This is a genomic window from Streptococcus oralis, assembly GCF_023109195.1.
Taxonomy (GTDB): Bacteria; Bacillota; Bacilli; order Lactobacillales; family Streptococcaceae; genus Streptococcus; species Streptococcus oralis_BV.
On the sequence record NZ_JALDUB010000001.1, the window covers coordinates 1,041,398 to 1,061,975 of the forward strand.

Genomic DNA, 20,578 nt, shown 5'->3' on the forward strand with positions numbered 1-20,578 from the left:
TTGTGACTGGTCTTAACCTTCTCATAAACGTGTTCTGTGTCACCGTTTGGAAGTTTCTTAGTCTCTACGAAGCGGTAACCTGGAATATCCTTCTTCGGTTGTTCACCATCTTCGCTTGGATAACCTGGAATTTCATTCCCTTCCTTATCCTTATGACTAGTCTTAACCTTCTCATAAACGTGTTCTGTGTCGCCGTTTGGAAGTTTCTTAGTCTCTACGAAGCGGTAACCTGGAATATCTTTCTTAGGTTGTTCGCCGTCTTCGGTTGGATAACCTGGAATTTCATTGCCTTCCTTATCCTTGTGACTGGTCTTAACCTTCTCATAAACGTGTTCTGTGTCACCGTTTGGAAGTTTCTTAGTCTCTACGAAGCGGTATCCTGGAATATCTTTCTTCGGTTGTTCGCCGTCTTCGCTTGGATAACCTGGAATTTCATTCCCTTCCTTATCCTTATGACTGGTCTTAACCTTCTCATAAACGTGCTCTGTGTCGCCATTTGGAAGTTTCTTGGTCTCTACGAAGCGGTATCCTGGAATATCTTTCTTAGGTTGTTCGCCGTCTTCTGTTGGATAACCTGGAATTTCATTCCCTTCCTTATCCTTATGACTGGTCTTAACCTTCTCATAAACGTGGACCACATTGCCTTTTTCATCAACCTTAGTTTCAACAATTTTATATCCTGGAATATCTTTCTTAGGTTGCGAACCATCTTCACTTGGTGCTAGGATATTTCCTTTAGTATCAACAAATGAAGTATTCGGACGTACAGTAGGGATGTATTTAGCTGTAATTGGGGTTCCATTCTTATCAACACGTTTAACTGTTACTCCAGTTGCTCGACCTACAAATTCTGGCTCTGGTGTGAAAGTAACTTTTCCAGCTTCATCAATAGTATATGTACCCTCACCTGGTACCTTCTTCTCTGTTGTACCATCGTCAAAGGTCGGCTTAACTGTTTCATCAATTTCTACCGGAATTTCTTTACCATTGATTGTTACTTTTCCGCCTTCAAATGTTGGTGTTCCTGATTGAGGTTGTCCTTTCGGACCTTCTGATTCAGAATCTTTTGAAGTAGGTGTAACCGGGATAACAACTGGGGTATACTTAGCTGTAATTGGGGTTCCATTCTTATCAACACGCTTAACAGTCACACCTGTTGCTTGACCTGTAAATGTCTTCTCGGGAGTAAAGGTTACTTTTCCAGCTTCATCAATAGTATATGTACCTTCACCTGGAATTGTCTTCTCTGTTGTACCATCATCAAACGTTGGTTTGACTGTTTCATCAATTTCAACAGTTTTCTCAATACCATTAACTTTGACTTTTCCACCTTCAAATGTTGGTGTTCCTGATTGAGTTGCACCCTGAACATCTGTTGTAATAACATCCGAACTTGTTGGAGTTGCTGGTTTAACAACTGGAGTGTATTTAGCTTTTACAGGAGTTCCATTCTCATCTACACGTTGAACTTCTACGCCTGTTCCTTTTCCAGTAAATTGTGGTTCTGGCTTAAATTCTACCATACCATTATTTACAGTATAAGTTCCTTCGCCTGGAATGACAATTGGTTGATCTGTTGGTTTTCCTGTTTTTGGATCAATAAGTTCAAGACCCTTGGTTTCATCAATAGGAACAATTTTTTCCACTCCATTAACAGTAACCCTACCACCTAGGAATGTAGGCACTCCTTTTTGAGTTGCACCTTGAATGTCTTCTGTAACAGCATCAGTAGCTGTTGGAATTGCTGCCTTAACAACTGGAGTGTAGCTTGCTGTAACGGGGGTTCCATTCTTGTCTTCACGTAAAACTTCAACGCCTGATGCTTGACCTGTAAAGGTTTTTTCAGGAACAAAGGTTACTGTTCCGTCCGGTGCTACAGTATAAGTACCTTCACCCGGAATAGTGATAGAATCCACAACATTTCCAGTTTTAGAATCAATCAATTTAGCTGGAACAGTGTCATTCATCTCAACAGTAACTTCTTTTCCATTGACAACTGCAGTTCCACCTTGGAATTCTGGTTTTCCAGTTTGAATTGCACCTTGAACATCTTCAGAAGTCGCAGGAACTCCAATAGGATTTACTGGGATAATTTGTGGCGTGTAAGTTGTCGTCACTTTAGTTCCGTTTTCATCTTCTGCTTGCACAGTTGCTGGAGTAACCTTACCAGAATACAATTTATCCGTTGGACTAAAGGTTACCTTTCCAGTTGTTGGATCAATAGAAAATGTACCAATTTCAGTAGTCCCATCTTCAGCATAAGCTGGAGTTGTCTGACCTGCAGGAACTTCATTTCCTTCTTTATCAAGAAGTTTTACTGAACCTTGTTTAATTGGTGCAATTGCATCACCTTGAACAAACGTAGGAGTGCCTGTTTGTGTTGCTCCTTGAATATTTTCAGAAGTTGCTGGAGTTGCTGTTGGTGTAACTGGCGTAATCAATGGTGTGTAAGTTGTTTCAACCGAAATACCATTTTTATCTTTAGCCTGTACACGCACAGGTTGAACTTCACCACTATAAGTCTTATCAGTTGGGGTAAAGACTGCAACGGCTTGTCCACCAACTGTTTTCAGAGTATATGTACCAATAACATTTCCACTAGGGTCTTTAGCTGGAACAGATGTTGCTGGAGTTCCGGTTTCATCTAAAAGAGTGAAAGTAGCTGGGTCAATATCTACAGTCACCTGTTTACCATCCAGTGTAGTCGTACCACCATTGAATGTTACTGTACTTTCTTGAGTTGCTCCTTGGACATCAACTGACTTAGCAGGTTCTGCTGTTGGAGTAACACCTACAATATGTGGAGTATAAGTTGTCTTAACTTTTGTACCATTCTCATCTTCAGCCTGAACTGTTGCAGGTTGGACTTTACCTTTGTAAGTCTTATCGGTTGGACTGAATGTTACAGTATTTGAAGTTGGGTCAATTGTATATTCCCCTACTTTGTTACCATTCTCATCCAAAGCATCTACTGAAGCTCCAGGTGCTACCGGAGTACCATTCTTATCAAGAAGAACAGCTGAGTTCGGCTTGATTGGAGCAACAGAGTGTCCTTCTTTGAATGCTACCGTTCCTGTTTGAGTAGCGCCTTGGATACCAGTTGATTCTGCAGGAGTTGCTGTTGGAGTAACTGGTGTAACAGTTGGAGTATATGTTGCTGCCGCTGTAGCGGTAATAGGTTGTCCATCTTTATCTTGACCAAGAGTTGCTGTTAATGATACAGTCACTGGGGTTGCTGTACCTGTGAATGTTTTCAACGGAACAAATGTCACAACACCAGTTTCATTATTAATTGTGTATGTTCCTTGACCATCAATTGTTACTTGGTCAACTAACTTACCAGTGGTAGGATCTACCAACTTAGCAGGTGAAGTAGCACTTGGTGCCACAGGTGAGCCATCACCAACAGATGTAAAGGTTGGAGTACCTGTTTGAGTCGCTCCTTGAACATCTGTGGATGTTACATTATGACCTTCAATCGTGTCTGTTACTGTGATGTGGTAAGTTGTTGTAGCGGTTGATGAGCCAGCCCCATGATCCACACCAGATTCAGTTCCACCTATTGTAGCATCTGTTGTGTAATTGCCATTACTATCAATAACTTCAACTGTTACTGTATAGACTCCCACTTCACTCAGTGTATAACCACTAGCAAGATTATAGTTGTTTGCATCTTGTTTAGTGTCATAAACCTTCTGAACTCCTGAAGGAGATGTTACTGTAATACGAGTAATGTAAGTTGTTTTTCCGTACTTAGTATCTTCTGCATCAGAGATTGTCACTGCAGCTTTTGCTTCATTACGGAGATCTACCGCAGTTCCTTTAGTAGAAGTATAATCTTGTGAGCTTGCAGTTGGTTTCGTATTGACAACAGTCGCAACATCTGAGTTAGTTGCGATTGTTCCTCTAATGATTCCACCAAAACCTGATTTAGTATGAACTTCCCATGAATCATCACCCAACTTTTTAGCAGTAACTTCTGTTCCATCTGATGATGTCCATGTGTTTGAATATTTGTCAAAAGTAATAGTTACTGACATACCATCGCCAGCTTGGTTAGTATTTTGAGAAACATATTCCGTCATTGGACGATCAGGAGTAGTTACACTTGTTACATTTCCATCTTTATCAAGTTGACGAGTATATTCGTAAATGAAGAATTTCATACCGCCATCTAGTTTCGTTTCAGTGTATACTTGGCGTTTCGTCCAAGTTGTAGTCCCATCTCCATTTGCTGTTTTCACTTCGGCATAGTCAGCAGGAAGCTCCCAGTGACCAGATGTACTATTTAAAACTGCAGTGTGTTTTTGCCCATCAGTTCCATTCAATTCAACTCGATCACGTAAGAAAGTTCCCTTAACATTTTCAGCTGATGCTTCTACTTTGATATTATCAACACCAACTTTTGCAGTTGCCTCTGACGTGACTGGAATATTAAAGACGGTATTTGAATCTACAGCACCTAGTTCTTGATTTTCAGTAACCGCTGTATTGGTTGAACCACTATCTACAAGCCATTTACCATTAACGGCTTTCAAGTTTGTTACAGTTCCATCTGGCATTGTAACCTTAGCACTTGTAGCACCTTTCGAGATTTTAACAGGAACTGTTGTTGAATAGGTTTCAACGTTTTGAACTTCAACTTTAGGCTTAACAACTACAGTAATAGAACCGTGCGCCTCTTGACCTGACTGATTCCATGTCGTATTATTAGATAATTTATCATAATCTTTAGCAAATACTGAAACGGTATAGATACCTGCCTCTGTCACCTTACCTCCAATGACAGCATTACCCATGTTGGTTCCAGCAGCTTTTTGCTCTTCAGCAGTACTGTTTGTTACAGTATAGTTGGTGCCAGGAATCAACACTTTAGAATCATCTAATTCTGCTCCTATAGTGTTGTAGCCTGAGACACCTGTGACTGCTTTAGAAGAATTTTGACGAACTTTAACTACTTTACCTTCAGCAGTTGTATAGTCATAGTTTCCTGCTGAATTGCCAGGTATCGCACTAGCTCCCGAAGAATCATGAAAACGAAGATTGATATTCGCATCATCACCAACAGTTCTATCATAACGAGCTGAATCTGACTGAATTGTAGGAGGTGTGCTATCTTGCCAACCTACCCAACCAGCACGTAGATTCTGAATTTGGAAGGTGACAGTCCGCCCATCTGTATTCGTTGCAGTAATATTGAATCGTAAGTCATACACTCCATTTTCAATACCAGCAATTACTTTACCTTGAATGGTATCTGTCGCCTCATCATAAGTAACACCTGGTACAAGGTTAGTTGGTGTTACAGAGGTAAGACTCCAACCAGCTTGCTTAGCTTTTTCTGTAACTGCAATACGATCTTTCAAACCTTTAATATAAACTCTGTCAACTCCTTGTTCATACCCATAGCCATAAATTTCTGTAGCTAGGTATTCATAACCACCGTTAGCAGAGTATATTGACGTCGCAGCGTTTGAAATTCTTGACCCATCCGCACGGAGTTTATTTCTCCAAAGTGGTGCTTCTTCAGCTAACTTTTTAGCAGCATCAGGGGTTAATGGATAATCTACACGTCCTTTGTTGTTATGACCAGTTTTTCCACCTTGTTCTGTATGCATCCCATTTCCAGCATTGGTATCATTACCAACCCGCTGATTAGAATAGACTTCAATCTCTAGACCTGTAGCATCAGTACCCGTAATTAATTTAATTTCTTGTACTGGAATTGTATAGGTATCTTTACCAGTATGATTTGCAGCGTTTGTTTCCGATGCATGAGTTGTGTTAGAACCCTCTTCAGCATAGAAATCTTGAGCAGCCAAAGCGACTCCAAAGTTTCCATCTTTTCCGATTCCTGCTTTTTTTAGCTCATTATATACTGCAAGAATTGACTCGTTCAAACGTGACAATTGTTCATTGCCTTGTTTAGCTGTAACGCTATCCGTAGCTAACACTTTTTTAGCTTCCGCAATAACTTCTTTATTATTAGCTATCGCCGCCTCAATTGCCGCTTTGTTTTCAGCATCAAGCTTATTTTTCCGGACTGCTTCAGTTGCTAAAACATTGGTTACCTCAGCTTCAGAGGTAACTTGTTCTAAGACTTTTTTAGCTTCTTGGACTGGTTTGACAGTTTCTTCTGCTTCTTTTGTTTCTTCTGCTTTTTCTGTAGCAGTGGTCGCCACTGGTTTGACTGCTGTAGTTGCTGCTGTTTCCTCAACTTGTTTCCCAGCTTCGTCTGACTCAACTACAACTGTAATCAAAGCTTCAACTTTAGCATGCTCTGCATCGATATCAGCCTGTTTTGCAGTTTCGTTTGCAAGAACTGCCTTTGCCGCAGTCAATACTTCATTTGCAGTAGCTATCGCTGTTGCATCAGCTTTCTTTGCAGATGCAATCTTCGCTTCTAACTCAACTACTTTTTTAGTCAGAGCAGTCTTATCAACTTTTTTAGTCTCTACTACTTTTTCTGACGCCTTAGCTTCAGATTTCTCCGCCGTTATAGTTGACTCCGACTCCTTTGTTGCTACTGGTGTTGTCGTTGCCACTGTTGCATCTGCACCTTGTACTTCCGAATGCCATAACGAATGTACTTCTCCGTTCTAAAATCCTGTTGCTTACTCTTCATAAGATAGACAACCTTCCTATTTTTATTATATCGATATTGAAATATAGAAAAAACGAAATTTCTTCCCTACTCAAAAAATGGTCCTTAAATTTCATTATTCTAAAAGGATTATATCCTCGTATTCAATATGCATATTCATACTAACACTTTTCCCTATCTTTTTCAACAATTTATATAATTTTATTTTAGAAAAATACAAAAATAATTTAATGGTAAATACTTTAAAAAACCAATATTCATGCAGGTTTACAGCGTGTAAATTCCAGGAACCATTTATCTTATAATTAAATAAAATACACTTTGATGTATCAATTTATTTTTTAGAGTCTTGTAGAAGTTAAATTTTCCCAAGTCTTACATTGTTATAACAAAAAATTTTCTATATGAAGTGCACCAATTTAACAGTATATTTCTTAGCCATTATTTATAGATTATCATGAAGATTTGACTTAGAGGCCTAGAATCTAAACCTTGACTAGAGATTCTTTTTTTGTTAAAATGTAACAAATCTTATTACATCTAATATAAGATAAATCCATGAAAGGACTTCTACTATGAAATCATTAAAAGGTATTTTATTTATCGGACTTAGTATGCTTCTGACTATCCTAGCTTGGCTCAGTTCAGGTGCTAGTCAGTTTCTAATCCCTGGTTTAGCTCTCACTACCCTCTCACTTACTTTTATACTAGCTAGCCGTTTACCCTTGCTTGAGGCTTGGTTCAACGGACTTGAAAAGATGTATCTAGCTCATAAATTCACGGCTTTTCTATCCATTCTCCTACTAACCCTACACAACTTTAGCATGGGCGGTCTCTGGGGTTCGCATTTAGCCGCCCAGTTTGGAAATATCGCTATCTATATCTTTATCAGTATCATTCTGGTTGCCTATCTGGGACAGTACATCCAGTATGAAGCTTGGAGATGGATTCATCGATTGGTTTATCTAGCCTATATCTTTGGCCTTTTTCATGTTTTGATGATCATGGGAAATCGCCTCCTCTCCTTTAGTTTCCTAGGTCTTATCTTTGGAATCTATGCTCTTTTAGGCTTGCTTGCAGGTTTTTATATTATTTTCCTTTATCAAAAGGTCGGTTTCACCTATCTTGGAAAAATCGTAGGAATCAAACGCCTCAACCACGATACGACTGAAATTGAAATAGAACTTAGCCATCCTTTCACCTACGAATACGGGCAATTTGCCTTTCTAAAAATTTTCCAAAAAGGTTTTGAGACTGCTCCACATCCTTTCTCCATCTCTGGAGGAAAAGGACGAACTCTTTATTTTACGATAAAAAACTCTGGTGACCACACCAAGAATATCTATGACAATCTTCAAGTCGGTAGCAAGGTTGCTGTTGATCGCGCCTATGGGCATATGACTATGGAACACGGTCCAAAGCAGCAAATCTGGATTGCAGGTGGAATTGGAATGACACCCTTCATCTCTTATATCCGGGAGCATCCTATCCTAGACAGAAATGTCCGCTTCTACTATAGTTTCCGTGGGGAGGAAAATGCTGTCTACCTAGATCTACTTCGTGACTACGCCCGTCAAAATGCTAACTTTGACCTTCAGCTGGTCGATAGCAATGAAAAAGGATACCTGACTTTGGATCAAGAAGAAATCCCTGACCAGTCTACTGTTTATATGTGTGGACCTCTTCCTATGATGAAGGCCCTTGCCAAGCAAATCAAGAAAAAGAATCCCAAAGCAAAACTCATTTACGAAGGTTTCAAGTTTAAATAAGATCATTGTCCCTCTAACACAAAAGAGGGACTTTCTTTTCACTTTATTTCCCTCTTCTGTGCTATACTTAGTTTAGTACATTCTTTGAGATTGGAGCCAGTATGAAAATCCATAAAACCGTGAATCCCGTTGCCTATGAAAATACTTATTATCTAGAAGGGGACCAACACCTGATTGTGGTTGACCCAGGTAGTCATTGGGAAGCTATCCGCAAGACTATCGAGAAAATCAACAAACCAGTCTGTGCGATTCTCCTGACCCACACCCACTACGACCATATTATGAGTCTGGACTTGGTTCGTGAGACTTTTGGAAATCCTCCAGTTTATGTAGCAGAGAGTGAAGCATCTTGGCTTTATACTCCAGTCGATAATCTCTCTGGTCTCCCTCGTCATGATGATATGGCAGATGTCATCTGCAAACCAGCTGAACACACCTATGTCTTTCATGAGGAATACCAAATCGAAGAGTTTCGTTTTACGGCATTGCCAACACCTGGCCATTCTATCGGAGGTGTTTCTCTGGTTTTTCCTGATGCCCATCTTGTCTTGACCGGAGATGCTCTTTTCCGAGAAACCATCGGTCGGACAGACCTTCCTACAGGTAGCACGGAACAACTCCTTCATAGCATTCAGACGCAACTCTTCACCCTCCCTAACTACGATGTCTACCCTGGGCATGGTCCAGCTACGACTATCGCTCACGAAAAGACCTTTAATCCCTTTTTCTAACAAGCAAAAAACCAAGGAAAATTTCCTTGGTTTTTGTCTTACCAAATAATCACACGGTCCTCTGGTGAACGCCACATACCATCGCCTTCTTTGACATCGTATGTTGTAAAGAAGTCATCGAAGTTTGGTACTTGGACATTAACACGGAGTTTGGCAGGCGCGTGCACATCGACACTGGCCATGAGTTTCATCAACTCAGGACGGCCTTTCATACGCCAGATACGAGCAAAGTTGTGGAAGAATTCTTCAGCTGAGAAGTCTGGTTCTCTCTTGGCTGCTTCAAGGGCTGCAGCAATTCCTCCCAAGTCAGCAACATTTTCTGATACAGTTAGTTTTCCGTTGATCGTTGCTCCGTAAGATTCTTGGTCATCAAATTGATCGATAACCTTCTGAGTCTTTTCTTTGAAGGCAGCATAGTCATTCTCAGTCCACCAGTCTTTGAGACTACCATTTTCATCAAAGGAAGCACCATTTGTATCAAAGGCATGAGAAATCTCATGGGCAATAACCGCTCCAATACCACCGTAGTTGGCAGAAGACGACTGATGCAAGTCATAGAATGGAGCCTGTAAAATAGCAGCTGGGAAGACAATCAAGTTCTTCTGAGGATTGTAGTAGGCATTAACCATGTGAGCAGGCATACCCCACTCCTTGTAGTCAACTGGCTGGTTCCACTTGCTCCAGCTGTGCTTGATTTCCACACGCGCAAAGGCTAGGGCATTCTCAAAGAGACTGGCAGTTTCATCCACTACCTTGTCCTTGTAGCGTTCTGGTAATTCCTCTGGATAACCGATATAAGGCTTGATGACATTGAGTTTGACAATGGCCTTGTCTCGCGTTTCAGGAGTGAGCCAGTCATTCTTAGCCAAACGTTCCTTATAAACATCGATCATAGTCGCCACTTTTTTCTCTACGTCTGCCTTAGCTTCCGGAGAGAATTTTTCATGCGCATACCAGAGACCAAGGGCTTGCTTAAAGGGACCTTGGGCCAAGTGATAGGCTGCCTTGACCTTGTCCTGAGCTTCTGGAACACCTGAAAGGGCACGTCCATAGGCACCTGATAGGACACGAATCTCGTCTGTGAGATAGCTGGTTGAAAGATTGACCACAGCCAAAATCAAGGTTGCCTTAAGCAAAGGCCACGCTTCTTCACTATAAAATTGGTCTGCTGCTTGCCAGAAACGTTCCTCATCTACGATAACCTTATCTGGAGTTTGTCCAAGAACTGCTTGGAAGAAATCATCCAAAGGTAGGGCAGGGGCAAATTTCTTGAAATCTTCATAAGCGTATGGATGGTAGAGTTTGGCATATTCTGAACTTTCTTCGTTTGAAAGAACCACTGCTGCGATACGACGGTCCAATTCCAATCTCTTCTCTAGTAAGTCTTCGATTTCCTCATCTGAAAAATCATAGGCTTTGAGAAGATTTGCGCTACTTTCCTTCCAAAGCGTCAAGAGCTCCTCACGTTGAGGATGGTCTTCAGCATAGTAGGTTGTATCTGGCAAGATAGTTCCTGGTGCACTTGCCCAGAGAACATTGGTTCTGGCATCCATAAAGTCTGGTGATACTCCAAATGGAAGGAAGTTTGGTTTACCTGCTAGTTCAAACTCTGCCAGTTTGCTGGTAAAATCTGCAAAGCTCTCCAAATCTTGGTATTCCTTGAGCAGAGGAAGGACAGGCTTGATTCCATCTGCATCCCTCTTATCAAAATCACGTACCATACGATGGTACTTAACAAAATTTGCGAGGATAGCGTCCTCTGGAACATCTTCGCCTTCCAACCACTTGTCCGTAGTTGCCAGCATTAACTCTTCAATTTCCTCATCAAGGTCAATAAAGCCACCTGTTCGAGATTTATCAGCTGGAATAACAGCTGTTTTTTCCCATTCTCCATTGATTGCATCATAAAAATCGTCTTGATAACGTGTCATCTTGTTCTCGCTTTCATTTTTTCACTTATTCTTAGCTTAGCAAAAAACACTTGGGAATGCAATTAAAAATGGTCTCTCTTTTTTCTTCATTTTTCAGTTATTATTTTAAATTTTTTAAAAATTAACTTGACTTAATTTTTTTTTTAATGTATATTAAAAGACAGGAGGAAAATAACTGTATGATACGTATCGAAAACCTCAGTGTCTCCTACAAAGAAACGTTGGCACTAAAGGATATTTCACTAGTGCTCCACGGACCAACTATTACCGGAATTATTGGTCCAAACGGTGCTGGAAAATCAACTTTATTAAAAAGTATGTTGGGAATTATCCCACACGAAGGTCAGGCCTTTCTCGATGACAAAGAAGTCAAGAAATCTTTACATCGAGTTGCCTATGTCGAGCAAAAAATCCATATCGACTACAATTTCCCTATCAAGGTCAAGGAATGTGTCTCACTGGGACTCTATCCATCTATCCCGCTCTTCCACACTTTAAAGGCCAGCCACTGGAAAAAAGTGGCGGATGCACTTGAAATCGTTGGACTCTCAGACTATGCTGATCGCCAAATCAGTCAGCTCTCTGGAGGACAATTCCAACGTGTTTTGATTGCCCGCTGCTTAGTGCAGGAAGCTGACTACATCTTTTTAGATGAGCCTTTTGTCGGGATTGACTCGATCAGTGAAGAGATTATCATGAATACACTGAGAGACCTTAAAAAAGCTGGTAAAACAGTTCTCATCGTCCATCATGACCTCAGCAAAGTCCCTCATTATTTCGACCAAGTTATGCTTCTCAATCGAGAATTGGTTGCTATTGGTTCAACTGAAGAAACCTTTACCGAAGTCAATCTCAAAAAAGCTTATGGTAGTAAGCTCTTCTTTAATGGAGGTGACCTATGATAGTAGAATTTATCGATGGATTGCAACATTTCCATTTCCTACAAAATGCCCTGATAACAGCTATAGTCATCGGGGTGGTTGCTGGAGCCGTGGGATGTTTTATCATCTTACGTGGAATGTCTCTCATGGGGGATGCCATCTCTCACGCAGTTTTGCCCGGCGTAGCCCTTTCCTTTATCCTGGGAATTGATTTCTTTATTGGAGCGATCATCTTTGGCTTGATGGCTTCCATCATCATTACCTACATCAAGGGGAACTCTATCATCAAGAGTGACACTGCCATTGGTATTACCTTTTCATCTTTCTTAGCCTTAGGTGTCATCTTGATTAGTGTTGCCAAGAGTTCGACAGACCTCTTCCATATCCTTTTTGGGAATATCCTCGCTGTCCAAGATACGGACATGTGGATCACCATTGGTGTGGGGGCATTGATTCTCTTGATTATCGGGATTTTCTTTAAACAACTATTGATTACATCCTTTGACGAGCTTTTGGCTAAAGCCATGGGAATGCCTGTTAATTTCTATCACTATCTACTCATGGTGCTCTTGACCCTTGTGTCAGTCACTGCCATGCAAAGTGTTGGAACGATTCTTATCGTGGCCATGTTGATCACCCCAGCTGCGACGGCTTACCTTTATGCTAATAGCCTAAAGAGCATGATTTTTCTTTCATCAACCCTAGGGGCAACCGCTTCTGTTTTGGGACTCTTTATCGGCTATAGCTTCAACCTCGCAGCAGGATCCAGCATCGTGCTCACATCTGCCAGCTTCTTTTTAATCAGTTTCTTTATCTCTCCAAAGCAACGATACTTGAAACTAAAAAATAAAAAAATCAATAAATAAGGGGAAACCCTTCTGGAGGAATCTAATGAAAAAATTAGGTACATTGCTCGTTCTTTTTCTTTCTATCATTGGATTAGCTGCCTGTGCTAGTGGGAAAAAAGATACAGCATCTACAAACCAAAAACTAAAGGTTGTAGCGACTAACTCTATCATTGCTGATATTACTAAAAATATCGCTGGTGACAAGATTGATCTTCATAGTATCGTTCCTGTTGGTCAAGACCCACACGAGTACGAACCACTTCCTGAAGACGTAAAGAAAACTTCTGAGGCTGACCTCATTTTCTATAACGGTATCAACCTTGAAACAGGTGGCAATGCTTGGTTTACCAAATTGGTCGAAAATGCCAAGAAAACTGAAAACAAAGACTACTATGCAGTTAGTGACGGCGTAGATATCATCTACCTTGAAGGTCAAAACGAGAAAGGCAAAGAAGACCCACACGCTTGGCTCAACCTTGAAAATGGGATAATTTATGCTAAAAATATCGCTAAACAGTTGATTGCAAAAGACCCTAGCAACAAGGAATTCTACGAAAAAAATCTCAAAGACTATACTGAAAAGCTAGACAAACTGGACAAGGAAGCTAAAGAGAAATTTAACAATATCCCTGCTGAGAAAAAACTCATTGTAACCAGCGAAGGATGCTTCAAATACTTCTCTAAAGCTTACGAAGTTCCAAGTGCCTACATCTGGGAAATCAACACAGAAGAAGAAGGAACACCTGAACAAATCAAGACCTTGGTTGAAAAACTTCGCCAAACAAAAGTTCCATCACTCTTTGTTGAATCAAGTGTCGATGACCGTCCAATGAAGACTGTTTCACAAGACACAAATATCCCAATTTACGCACAAATCTTTACTGACTCAATCGCTGAAGAAGGTAAAGAAGGTGACAGCTACTACAACATGATGAAATACAACCTTGACAAGATTGCTGAAGGTTTGTCAAAATAATCCATTAAAAACGTCATTCTCACCGAATTGGCGTTTTTTTACACTTTCCGGTCAAATCATTGGAAAAATCTGATAATTCTCGGTAAAATGAAAGAAAAAAGAATGGAGTAGTTTCATGACCACTTTTCTCGGAAATCCTGTAACTTTTACAGGTAAACAACTGCAAGTCGGAGACAAGGCACTTGACTTTTCTCTTACGACAACCGATCTCTCTAAAAAAACGCTAGCTGACTTTGATGGAAAGAAAAAAGTCTTGAGTGTTGTCCCTTCTATCGATACTGGTATCTGCTCAACGCAAACACGTCGATTCAACCAAGAACTAGCTAACCTCGACAATACCGTCGTTCTTACTGTTTCTATGGACCTACCATTTGCCCAAGGACGCTGGTGTGGGGCTGAAGGTCTTGACAATGCTATCATGCTTTCAGACTACTTCGACCATTCTTTCGGACGCGATTATGCCCTCTTGATCAACGAATGGCATTTCCTTGCACGTGCCGTCTTTGTTCTCGATACTGACAATGTCATCCGTTATGTAGAATACGTTGACAATATCAACACGGAACCAGACTTTGAAGCTGCTATTGCTGCAGTTAAAGAACTAGACTAAAATCACAAGCATTATGACAGAAAGCTAGAGAAATCTAGCTTTTTTTGGTATACTAGATGGAGAGAATGAACAAGAGGAAACGAATGACTCCAAATAAAGAAGATTATTTAAAATGTATTTATGAAATCGGTACGGACATGCAAAAAATCACCAACAAAGAGATTGCTGCCCGTATGCAGGTCTCTCCGCCTGCTGTAACAGAGATGATCAAACGCATGAAAAGTGAAAATCTCATCCTCAAGGATAAGGAGAATGGCTATCTATTGACAGATATTGGCCTCAAACTGGTTTCTGAGCTCTATCGCAAACACCGGTTGATTGAGGTCTTTCTAGTTCACCATCTAGACTATACTAGCGATCAAATCCACGAAGAAGCTGAGGTCCTAGAGCACACTGTCTCTGACCTATTTGTAAAGAGACTGGATAAACTACTGGGCTTCCCTAAAACCTGTCCCCACGGTGGAACCATACCAGCCGAGGGAGAACTCTTGGTTGAAATCAATAACCTGCCACTAGCGGCCGTCCAGGAAGCTGGAACCTATCTCCTGACTCGCGTTCATGATAGCTTTGAACTACTCAAATATCTAGAAAAGCACGCAATTCATATCGGTGACCAACTCCAAGTCAAGCAGTTTGATAATTTTTCCAATACCTTTACACTGCTCAACAAAAGTGAAGATCTCCAAGTTAGTATGGATATCGCCAAACAACTCTATGTCGAAAAAATCAACTAACCCCTTATTCCTGAAAGAAATTCCTTTCAGGGATTTTTTATTATTTTGCTTGTAAGTCCCATTCGTTTGGTGTAGAATGAAGCTAGATAAAAGAGGGAGGTCTTCCTATGAAAAAACTCTTTAGAATCCATTTTGCAGCCATTGTAGTCAGCGATTTGCTACTGTTGGTAACTTTCAGACCCCGATACGAACTTTCTTTGGAGAGAGGCCTGATTTTTTGCTTCATTTTCATCCTTGCTCAAGGACTACTGCTATTTCGCTTGGTCTTCCGACTCAAAAAACATTTCTCTGAGATTTATCCTCAGATGAACAAAAAAATTCGCTTCTACTATTTAGGAGTGCTCATCAGCGATTTTCTATTATTTGTCTTTTTAGCCATCACTGGCCCTCAATATTTCTACTCTCTTACTCCAGTCTTTACTTCCTGTCATTCTACTTTATACTATATAACGGCTAGCCACCTAAGAGAAAACTATCCAGACTTTTACAACCGACATACCTCTTTATGGGAGTGTCTATAAACAAAAACCAAGCCAGCCGGGCTTGGTTTTCTTATCTATTTTTAGTATCAAGAATGATGGTAACTGGCCCATCATTTACCAGCTCCACCTGCATATCCGCTCCAAAGATGCCTGTCTGAACAGGCACTTCCTGAGCTAGCTTTTGGTTGAAAGCCTCATAGAAGGCAGCTGCCATATCCGGCTTGGCTGCACCTGTAAAGGCGGGGCGATTGCCTTTCTTAGTATCCGCAAAGAGGGTAAACTGGGAAATAGAAAGGATTTCTCCTTCAATATCCTTGACAGATAGGTTCATTTTCCCTTCCGCATCAGAAAAAATCCGCATGTTGACCAGCTTTCTCACAGCATAGTCCAAATCTTCCTCTTGGGCCTCTGGACCAACACCGACCAGCAATAAGAGTCCCTGATTGATCTTTCCATGAACCTGACCTTCGATACTGACTTGAGCTTTTTTAACCCGTTGGATAATGATTTTCATAATAGCCTTTCTAGTAAGAGCTAGGACAATTAGCCGTTGGTCCGTTTGACGGAGTAAACCTCTGGTACACTTTTAATCTTATCAACGACCGTGGTCAGTGTAGAGAGGTTGGAAATACCAAAGGAGACATGGATATTAGCAAATTTCATATCCTTGGTTGGTTGAGCATTAACGGTTGAGATATTCTTAGTTGTGTTGGAGAGAACTTGCAGAACATCATTTAAGAGCCCTGTACGGTTGAGACCATAGATATCGATGTGGGCGGTGTATTCCTTGCTTGAGAATTGATCTTCCCACTCCACATCAAGGAGACGTTGCTCGTAGTTTTCTTGGGCGCGAAGGTTCATACAGTCCACACGGTGAATAGCTACACCGCGTCCCTTAGTAATGTAGCCGACAATGTCGTCACCCGGCACTGGATTGCAACACTTGGCAATACGAACGAGGAGGCCTGAAGCACCTTCAATGACCACACCACCCTCATGCTTGACCTTGATGGTTTCTTTGTTCTCGACCTTAACTTCGCCACCTTTGACAAGCTCTTCTGCCTCCGCCTTGGCCTTAGCGCGTTCTTCCTCACGACGTTCCTTTTCGGTCAAGCGGTTAAAGACGGTAATAGCGCCAATTTCTCCAAAACCAATGGCTGCGTAGAGAGCCTCCTCTGTCTTGTAGCTGGTCTTTTGAAGAACCTCATCCATATGGCGCTTGTCCATGAATTTATTGGCTACATAGCCGTTTTCTTGGAACTGGGCCATCAACATCTCACGGCCCTTGTTAACGGATAATTCCTTGTCTTGATTTTTAAAGAACTGACGAATCTTGTTGCGCGCCTTGCTGGTCTTGACCATGTTGAGCCAGTCACGACTCGAACCAAAGGAGTTGGGATTGGTGATAATTTCAACCTGATCCCCTGTCTTGAGCTTGGTTGTCAGCGGAACCATACGGCCATTGACCTTGGCACCAGTCGCTTTTTCACCGACTTTGGTATGGATTTCATAGGCAAAGTCAATCGGTCCTGAATCTTTTGGAAGGGAGCGAACCGCACCATCTGGAGTAAAGACGTAAATCTCCTCCGCCAGATAGTTTTCTTTAACAGAGTCCACAAATTCCTTGGCATCATCAGCCTGGTCTTGGAGCTCCATCATCTCCTTGATCCAGTTCATCCCAATAGCAGATTCCTTGCTGTTGACCTGCCCTTTAATGCCTTTCTTATAAGCCCAGTGAGCCGCAACCCCGTACTCAGCCACTTCGTGCATTTCCTTGGTCCGAATCTGGAACTCAATCGGCCCTTTTGGCCCATAAACAGTTGTATGGATAGACTGGTAACCATTGGCCTTACGATTGGCGATATAGTCTTTGAAGCGGCCTGGCATAGGTTTCCAAAGTTCATGCACATAACCCAGCATAGCATAGACATCACTCTGGGTATCTAAGATACAGCGAATGGCAATCAGGTCATAAATTTCCTCAAAGCGTTTCTTCTTATCCTGCATCTTGCGGTAGATCGAATAGATATGCTTAGGACGACCATAGATTTTTCCTTTGAGATTTCTTTCTGTAGCGTACTCTTCCAACTTGGTTACAACTTCATCGACCAAAGCCTCACGTTCTCTGCGTTTTTCCTTCATCATGTGGGTGATCTTGTAAAACTCAGTTGGATTGAGATAACGGAAAGATAGATCTTCCAACTCCCACTTGACACTGGAAATCCCTAGACGATGAGCAAGTGGTGCATAAATTTCCATGGTTTCTCTGGAGATACGCTCTTGCTTATCCTTTCGAAGGTGTTTGAGAGTCCGCATATTGTGCAAACGGTCCGATAATTTAACCAAGATAACACGGATATCCTCTGACATGGCCATAAGCATCTTGCGGTGATTTTCAGCCAATTGTTCCTCGAGTGATTTGTACTCAACCTTACCAAGCTTGGTCACCCCATCAACGATAATCCGAACATCATGACCGAACTCTCTCTCCAAATCATCCAGTGTCGCATCTGTATCCTCAACCACATCATGCAAAAAACCGCAGGCAACCGTCACGGCATCTAGCTTGAGTTTAGCTAAAATCCCTGCCACCTGAATGGGATGAATAATATAGGGCTCACCTGATTTCCGAAACTGCCCACTATGACAGTCAACTGCGTAAATCAATGCTTTTTGTACAAAAGCAACGTCTTCCTTTGTTAAATATTCTCTCGTTAAAGCGACTACCTGATCGCCCGTCAAATTCACTTCTTTCGGCATCTATACTCTCCAATTCTTCCTACCATTTTATCACTTTTTTAAGGATATGAAAACTAGAAAAGCCTGTTTTTATGCCAACACCAATCATTAAAAAAACACTGCCAGATTTCTCTAGCAGTGTTTTGACATTTCATTTGCTTAGTAGACTGTTTTTTCAGTTTCTACGTCGAAGAAGTGTGCTTTGTTCAAGTCAAATCCAAGTTCAACTGTCGCACCTGTTTGCAAGTAGTCACGAGCATCCACTTTTGCAACAAATTCGTCTTTACCAACTTGGCAGTAAAGGTGAGATTCTGAACCAAGCAATTCTGATACGGAGATAGTAGCTTTGACAACTGACTCTGGGAATGTTTCAAGGAAAGCAGGTTCTGCATTCACATCTTCTGGACGGATACCGAAGATCAATTCTTTTCCTTCGTAGCCTTTGTCACGAAGAACTTTCAAAGCACCTTCTGGCACTTTCAAGCGGAAACCGTCAGAAACAATTTCGCTACCAACCAATTTCACATTGATGAAGTTCATAGCTGGGCTTCCGATAAATCCTGCAACGAACTTGTTAACTGGGTTTTTGTAAACTTCTTGAGGAGTACCGATTTGTTCAACACGTCCGATAGTACCTGTACCAGCTGGGTTCTTAGTTGCTGACATGATAACGATACGGTCTGCAAGAGTCATCGCTTCTGTTTGGTCGTGGGTTACGTAGATAGTTGTAGCTCCGATACGACGGTGAATCTTCGCAATTTCAGCACGCATAGATACACGAAGTTTGGCATCCAAGTTTGACAAAGGTTCGTCCATCAAGAACACTTTTGCATCACGGACGATCGCACGACCCATGGCAACACGTTGACGTTGACCACCTGAAAGGTCAGCTGGTTTACGATCCAAGAACTCTTTCAAGCCAAGGATTGCTGCTGCTTCTTGCACACGTTTGTCGATGTCTTCCTTGCTGTATTTACGCAATTTCAAACCGAAAGCCATGTTGTCATATACAGTCATGTGTGGGTAAAGAGCGTAGTTTTGGAATACCATGGCGATGTCACGGTCTTTTGGAGCTACGTCGTTGACAACCACGCCATCGATAGATGCAGTACCTTCTGTGATATCTTCAAGACCAGCAATCATACGAAGAGTTGTTGATTTACCACATCCTGAAGGACCTACGAAAACGATAAATTCTTTGTCTTTGATGTCCAAGTTGAAGTCTTCAACTGAGTAGTGTTCGCTGTTTGGATATTTTTTGTAAATGTTTTTAAGATTTAATTCTACCATCGAGGTAAACTCCTTTTGTCTTTTGATAGTTTTATTATAGATGAAAACGTTTTACATTTCTATGGCAAGGTGACCAAAAAAATAAAAAAGTTCTGTGCAACTTGCACAAAACTTTAAAGAATATCTGGTAAAATCAACTGATAACACAAGGTAAGATCCGTTAACTCCTTCAACTGAAGTCCTGTCAATTCTTCCCATTTGTCAATCTTGTATTGGAGAGAATTGCGATGTAGATAGAGTTGCTGGGCTGTTTTAGTTAGGACAGCACTATTTTCCCAGAGAGAAAGGATAATTTCCTGAATCTGATCCTGATCCAAAATCATCTGGTGCAGACATTCTTTAATGACTCTCAGGTCCACAATCCTTTCTCCCATACTCCAAAGATAGAGTTGTGAAAAGGTGTGTACACCTTGATGACCTTGACGCCACCATGTCTTAAACAAATCCCGCTCCGCTTTGATTAAGTCTGATAGGGCTTGATAGCCTATCTGAGACCACACCTGCCCCAACATGATAGACAGACGAAGGCCAAAGTCATACTCAACCGCTTCAATCGTATCAGATAAGATTGAGCGGACAGAGCTGTATTTATCTTGCTGGAGGACAAAAACATAATCCTGAGCCCCGACCTGTAGCACTGTCTGGCAGTTGGGAAAAAGAGTCCGCATCATATCCAGCCAAGAAGCTAGATTTTCCTGTTGGTAATAAGACAGATGGCAATAAACCAGCTGAATTTTTTTAAATGTTTGCGGTGCCTGCCCCTTCCCCTCGATCAGATAGGGATACCAAGGATTGAGCGAACGAGCCTGCTCCTGCTGGGTTAAAAGGGCAATTAACTGCTTTTCACGTTCGCTGAGCCCAGCTTCCTCCAGTAAAATCCACTGCTGAGAAGCTAAAGGGAGAGTAAGATAGCCTGGTTTCTCAATCGGCTGATCTGAAATCTGAGCTTCAGGAAACCAGTCCTGTAATTCCTTTGCAATCAT

Annotated in this window: 14 protein-coding genes; 8 read left to right on the forward strand and 6 right to left on the reverse strand. The window is 41.4% G+C overall.

Annotation, left to right across the window (positions count from 1 at the left end):
• Nucleotides 1-6,545: YSIRK signal domain/LPXTG anchor domain surface protein (locus M1F65_RS05085; protein WP_247925587.1), on the reverse strand; the 6,545-nt coding region annotated here is incomplete at its 3' end.
• 634 nt (nucleotides 6,546-7,179) lie between these two features.
• Here M1F65_RS05085 and M1F65_RS05090 point away from each other — a divergent pair.
• Entirely contained in the window at nucleotides 7,180-8,373 is a 1,194-nt protein-coding gene (locus M1F65_RS05090) for a ferredoxin reductase family protein (protein ID WP_247925588.1), read from the forward strand.
• 101 nt (nucleotides 8,374-8,474) lie between these two features.
• Nucleotides 8,475-9,104, forward strand: coding sequence for an MBL fold metallo-hydrolase (locus M1F65_RS05095; RefSeq protein ID WP_247925589.1), 630 nt, complete (start codon nucleotides 8,475-8,477; stop codon nucleotides 9,102-9,104).
• Between the two features lie 38 nt (nucleotides 9,105-9,142).
• Here the strand turns inward: M1F65_RS05095 and M1F65_RS05100 are convergent, their stop codons facing one another.
• Entirely contained in the window at nucleotides 9,143-11,035 is a 1,893-nt protein-coding gene (locus M1F65_RS05100; RefSeq protein ID WP_216728849.1) for a M13 family metallopeptidase, read from the reverse strand.
• Nucleotides 11,036-11,214: 179 nt separating this feature from the next.
• Between M1F65_RS05100 and M1F65_RS05105 the strand changes: the two genes are divergently transcribed.
• The 6 genes from M1F65_RS05105 (at nucleotide 11,215) to M1F65_RS05130 (ending at nucleotide 15,605) form a co-directional block, all read left to right on the forward strand.
• Entirely contained in the window at nucleotides 11,215-11,937 is a 723-nt protein-coding gene (locus tag M1F65_RS05105; protein WP_000619158.1) for a metal ABC transporter ATP-binding protein, read from the forward strand.
• Nucleotides 11,934-12,782 (forward strand): metal ABC transporter permease, encoded by an 849-nt coding sequence (locus M1F65_RS05110; RefSeq protein ID WP_000634601.1) that lies wholly within the window; start codon nucleotides 11,934-11,936, stop codon nucleotides 12,780-12,782. The genes M1F65_RS05105 and M1F65_RS05110 overlap by 4 nt, the downstream gene beginning before the upstream one ends.
• A gap of 25 nt (nucleotides 12,783-12,807) precedes the next feature.
• Entirely contained in the window at nucleotides 12,808-13,740 is a 933-nt protein-coding gene (locus M1F65_RS05115) for a metal ABC transporter substrate-binding protein (RefSeq protein ID WP_000733063.1), read from the forward strand.
• Nucleotides 13,741-13,855: 115 nt separating this feature from the next.
• Complete coding sequence (tpx, locus tag M1F65_RS05120) at nucleotides 13,856-14,350, forward strand: thiol peroxidase (protein WP_049520902.1); 495 nt, start codon at nucleotides 13,856-13,858, stop codon at nucleotides 14,348-14,350.
• Between the two features lie 83 nt (nucleotides 14,351-14,433).
• Nucleotides 14,434-15,084 carry a metal-dependent transcriptional regulator gene (locus tag M1F65_RS05125; RefSeq protein WP_247925590.1) on the forward strand — a complete coding sequence of 217 codons (651 nt, stop codon included), beginning with the start codon at nucleotides 14,434-14,436 and terminating at the stop codon, nucleotides 15,082-15,084.
• A gap of 107 nt (nucleotides 15,085-15,191) precedes the next feature.
• Entirely contained in the window at nucleotides 15,192-15,605 is a 414-nt protein-coding gene (locus M1F65_RS05130; RefSeq protein WP_049479094.1) for a hypothetical protein, read from the forward strand.
• 31 nt (nucleotides 15,606-15,636) lie between these two features.
• Here the strand turns inward: M1F65_RS05130 and dtd are convergent, their stop codons facing one another.
• The 4 genes from dtd to M1F65_RS05150 all read right to left on the reverse strand — a co-directional run bounded on the left by dtd (nucleotide 15,637) and on the right by M1F65_RS05150 (nucleotide 20,578).
• Nucleotides 15,637-16,080 carry a D-aminoacyl-tRNA deacylase gene (gene dtd, locus M1F65_RS05135; protein ID WP_070657777.1) on the reverse strand — a complete coding sequence of 148 codons (444 nt, stop codon included), beginning with the start codon at nucleotides 16,078-16,080 and terminating at the stop codon, nucleotides 15,637-15,639.
• A gap of 29 nt (nucleotides 16,081-16,109) precedes the next feature.
• Nucleotides 16,110-18,326, reverse strand: a complete 2,217-nt coding sequence (locus tag M1F65_RS05140; RefSeq protein WP_247925591.1) for a RelA/SpoT family protein — start codon at nucleotides 18,324-18,326, stop codon at nucleotides 16,110-16,112.
• A gap of 138 nt (nucleotides 18,327-18,464) precedes the next feature.
• Entirely contained in the window at nucleotides 18,465-19,595 is a 1,131-nt protein-coding gene (locus M1F65_RS05145; RefSeq protein WP_000229944.1) for an ABC transporter ATP-binding protein, read from the reverse strand.
• A gap of 113 nt (nucleotides 19,596-19,708) precedes the next feature.
• Nucleotides 19,709-20,578: a helix-turn-helix domain-containing protein gene (locus M1F65_RS05150; RefSeq protein WP_247925592.1), complete on the reverse strand. Its 870-nt coding sequence runs from the start codon at nucleotides 20,576-20,578 to the stop codon at nucleotides 19,709-19,711.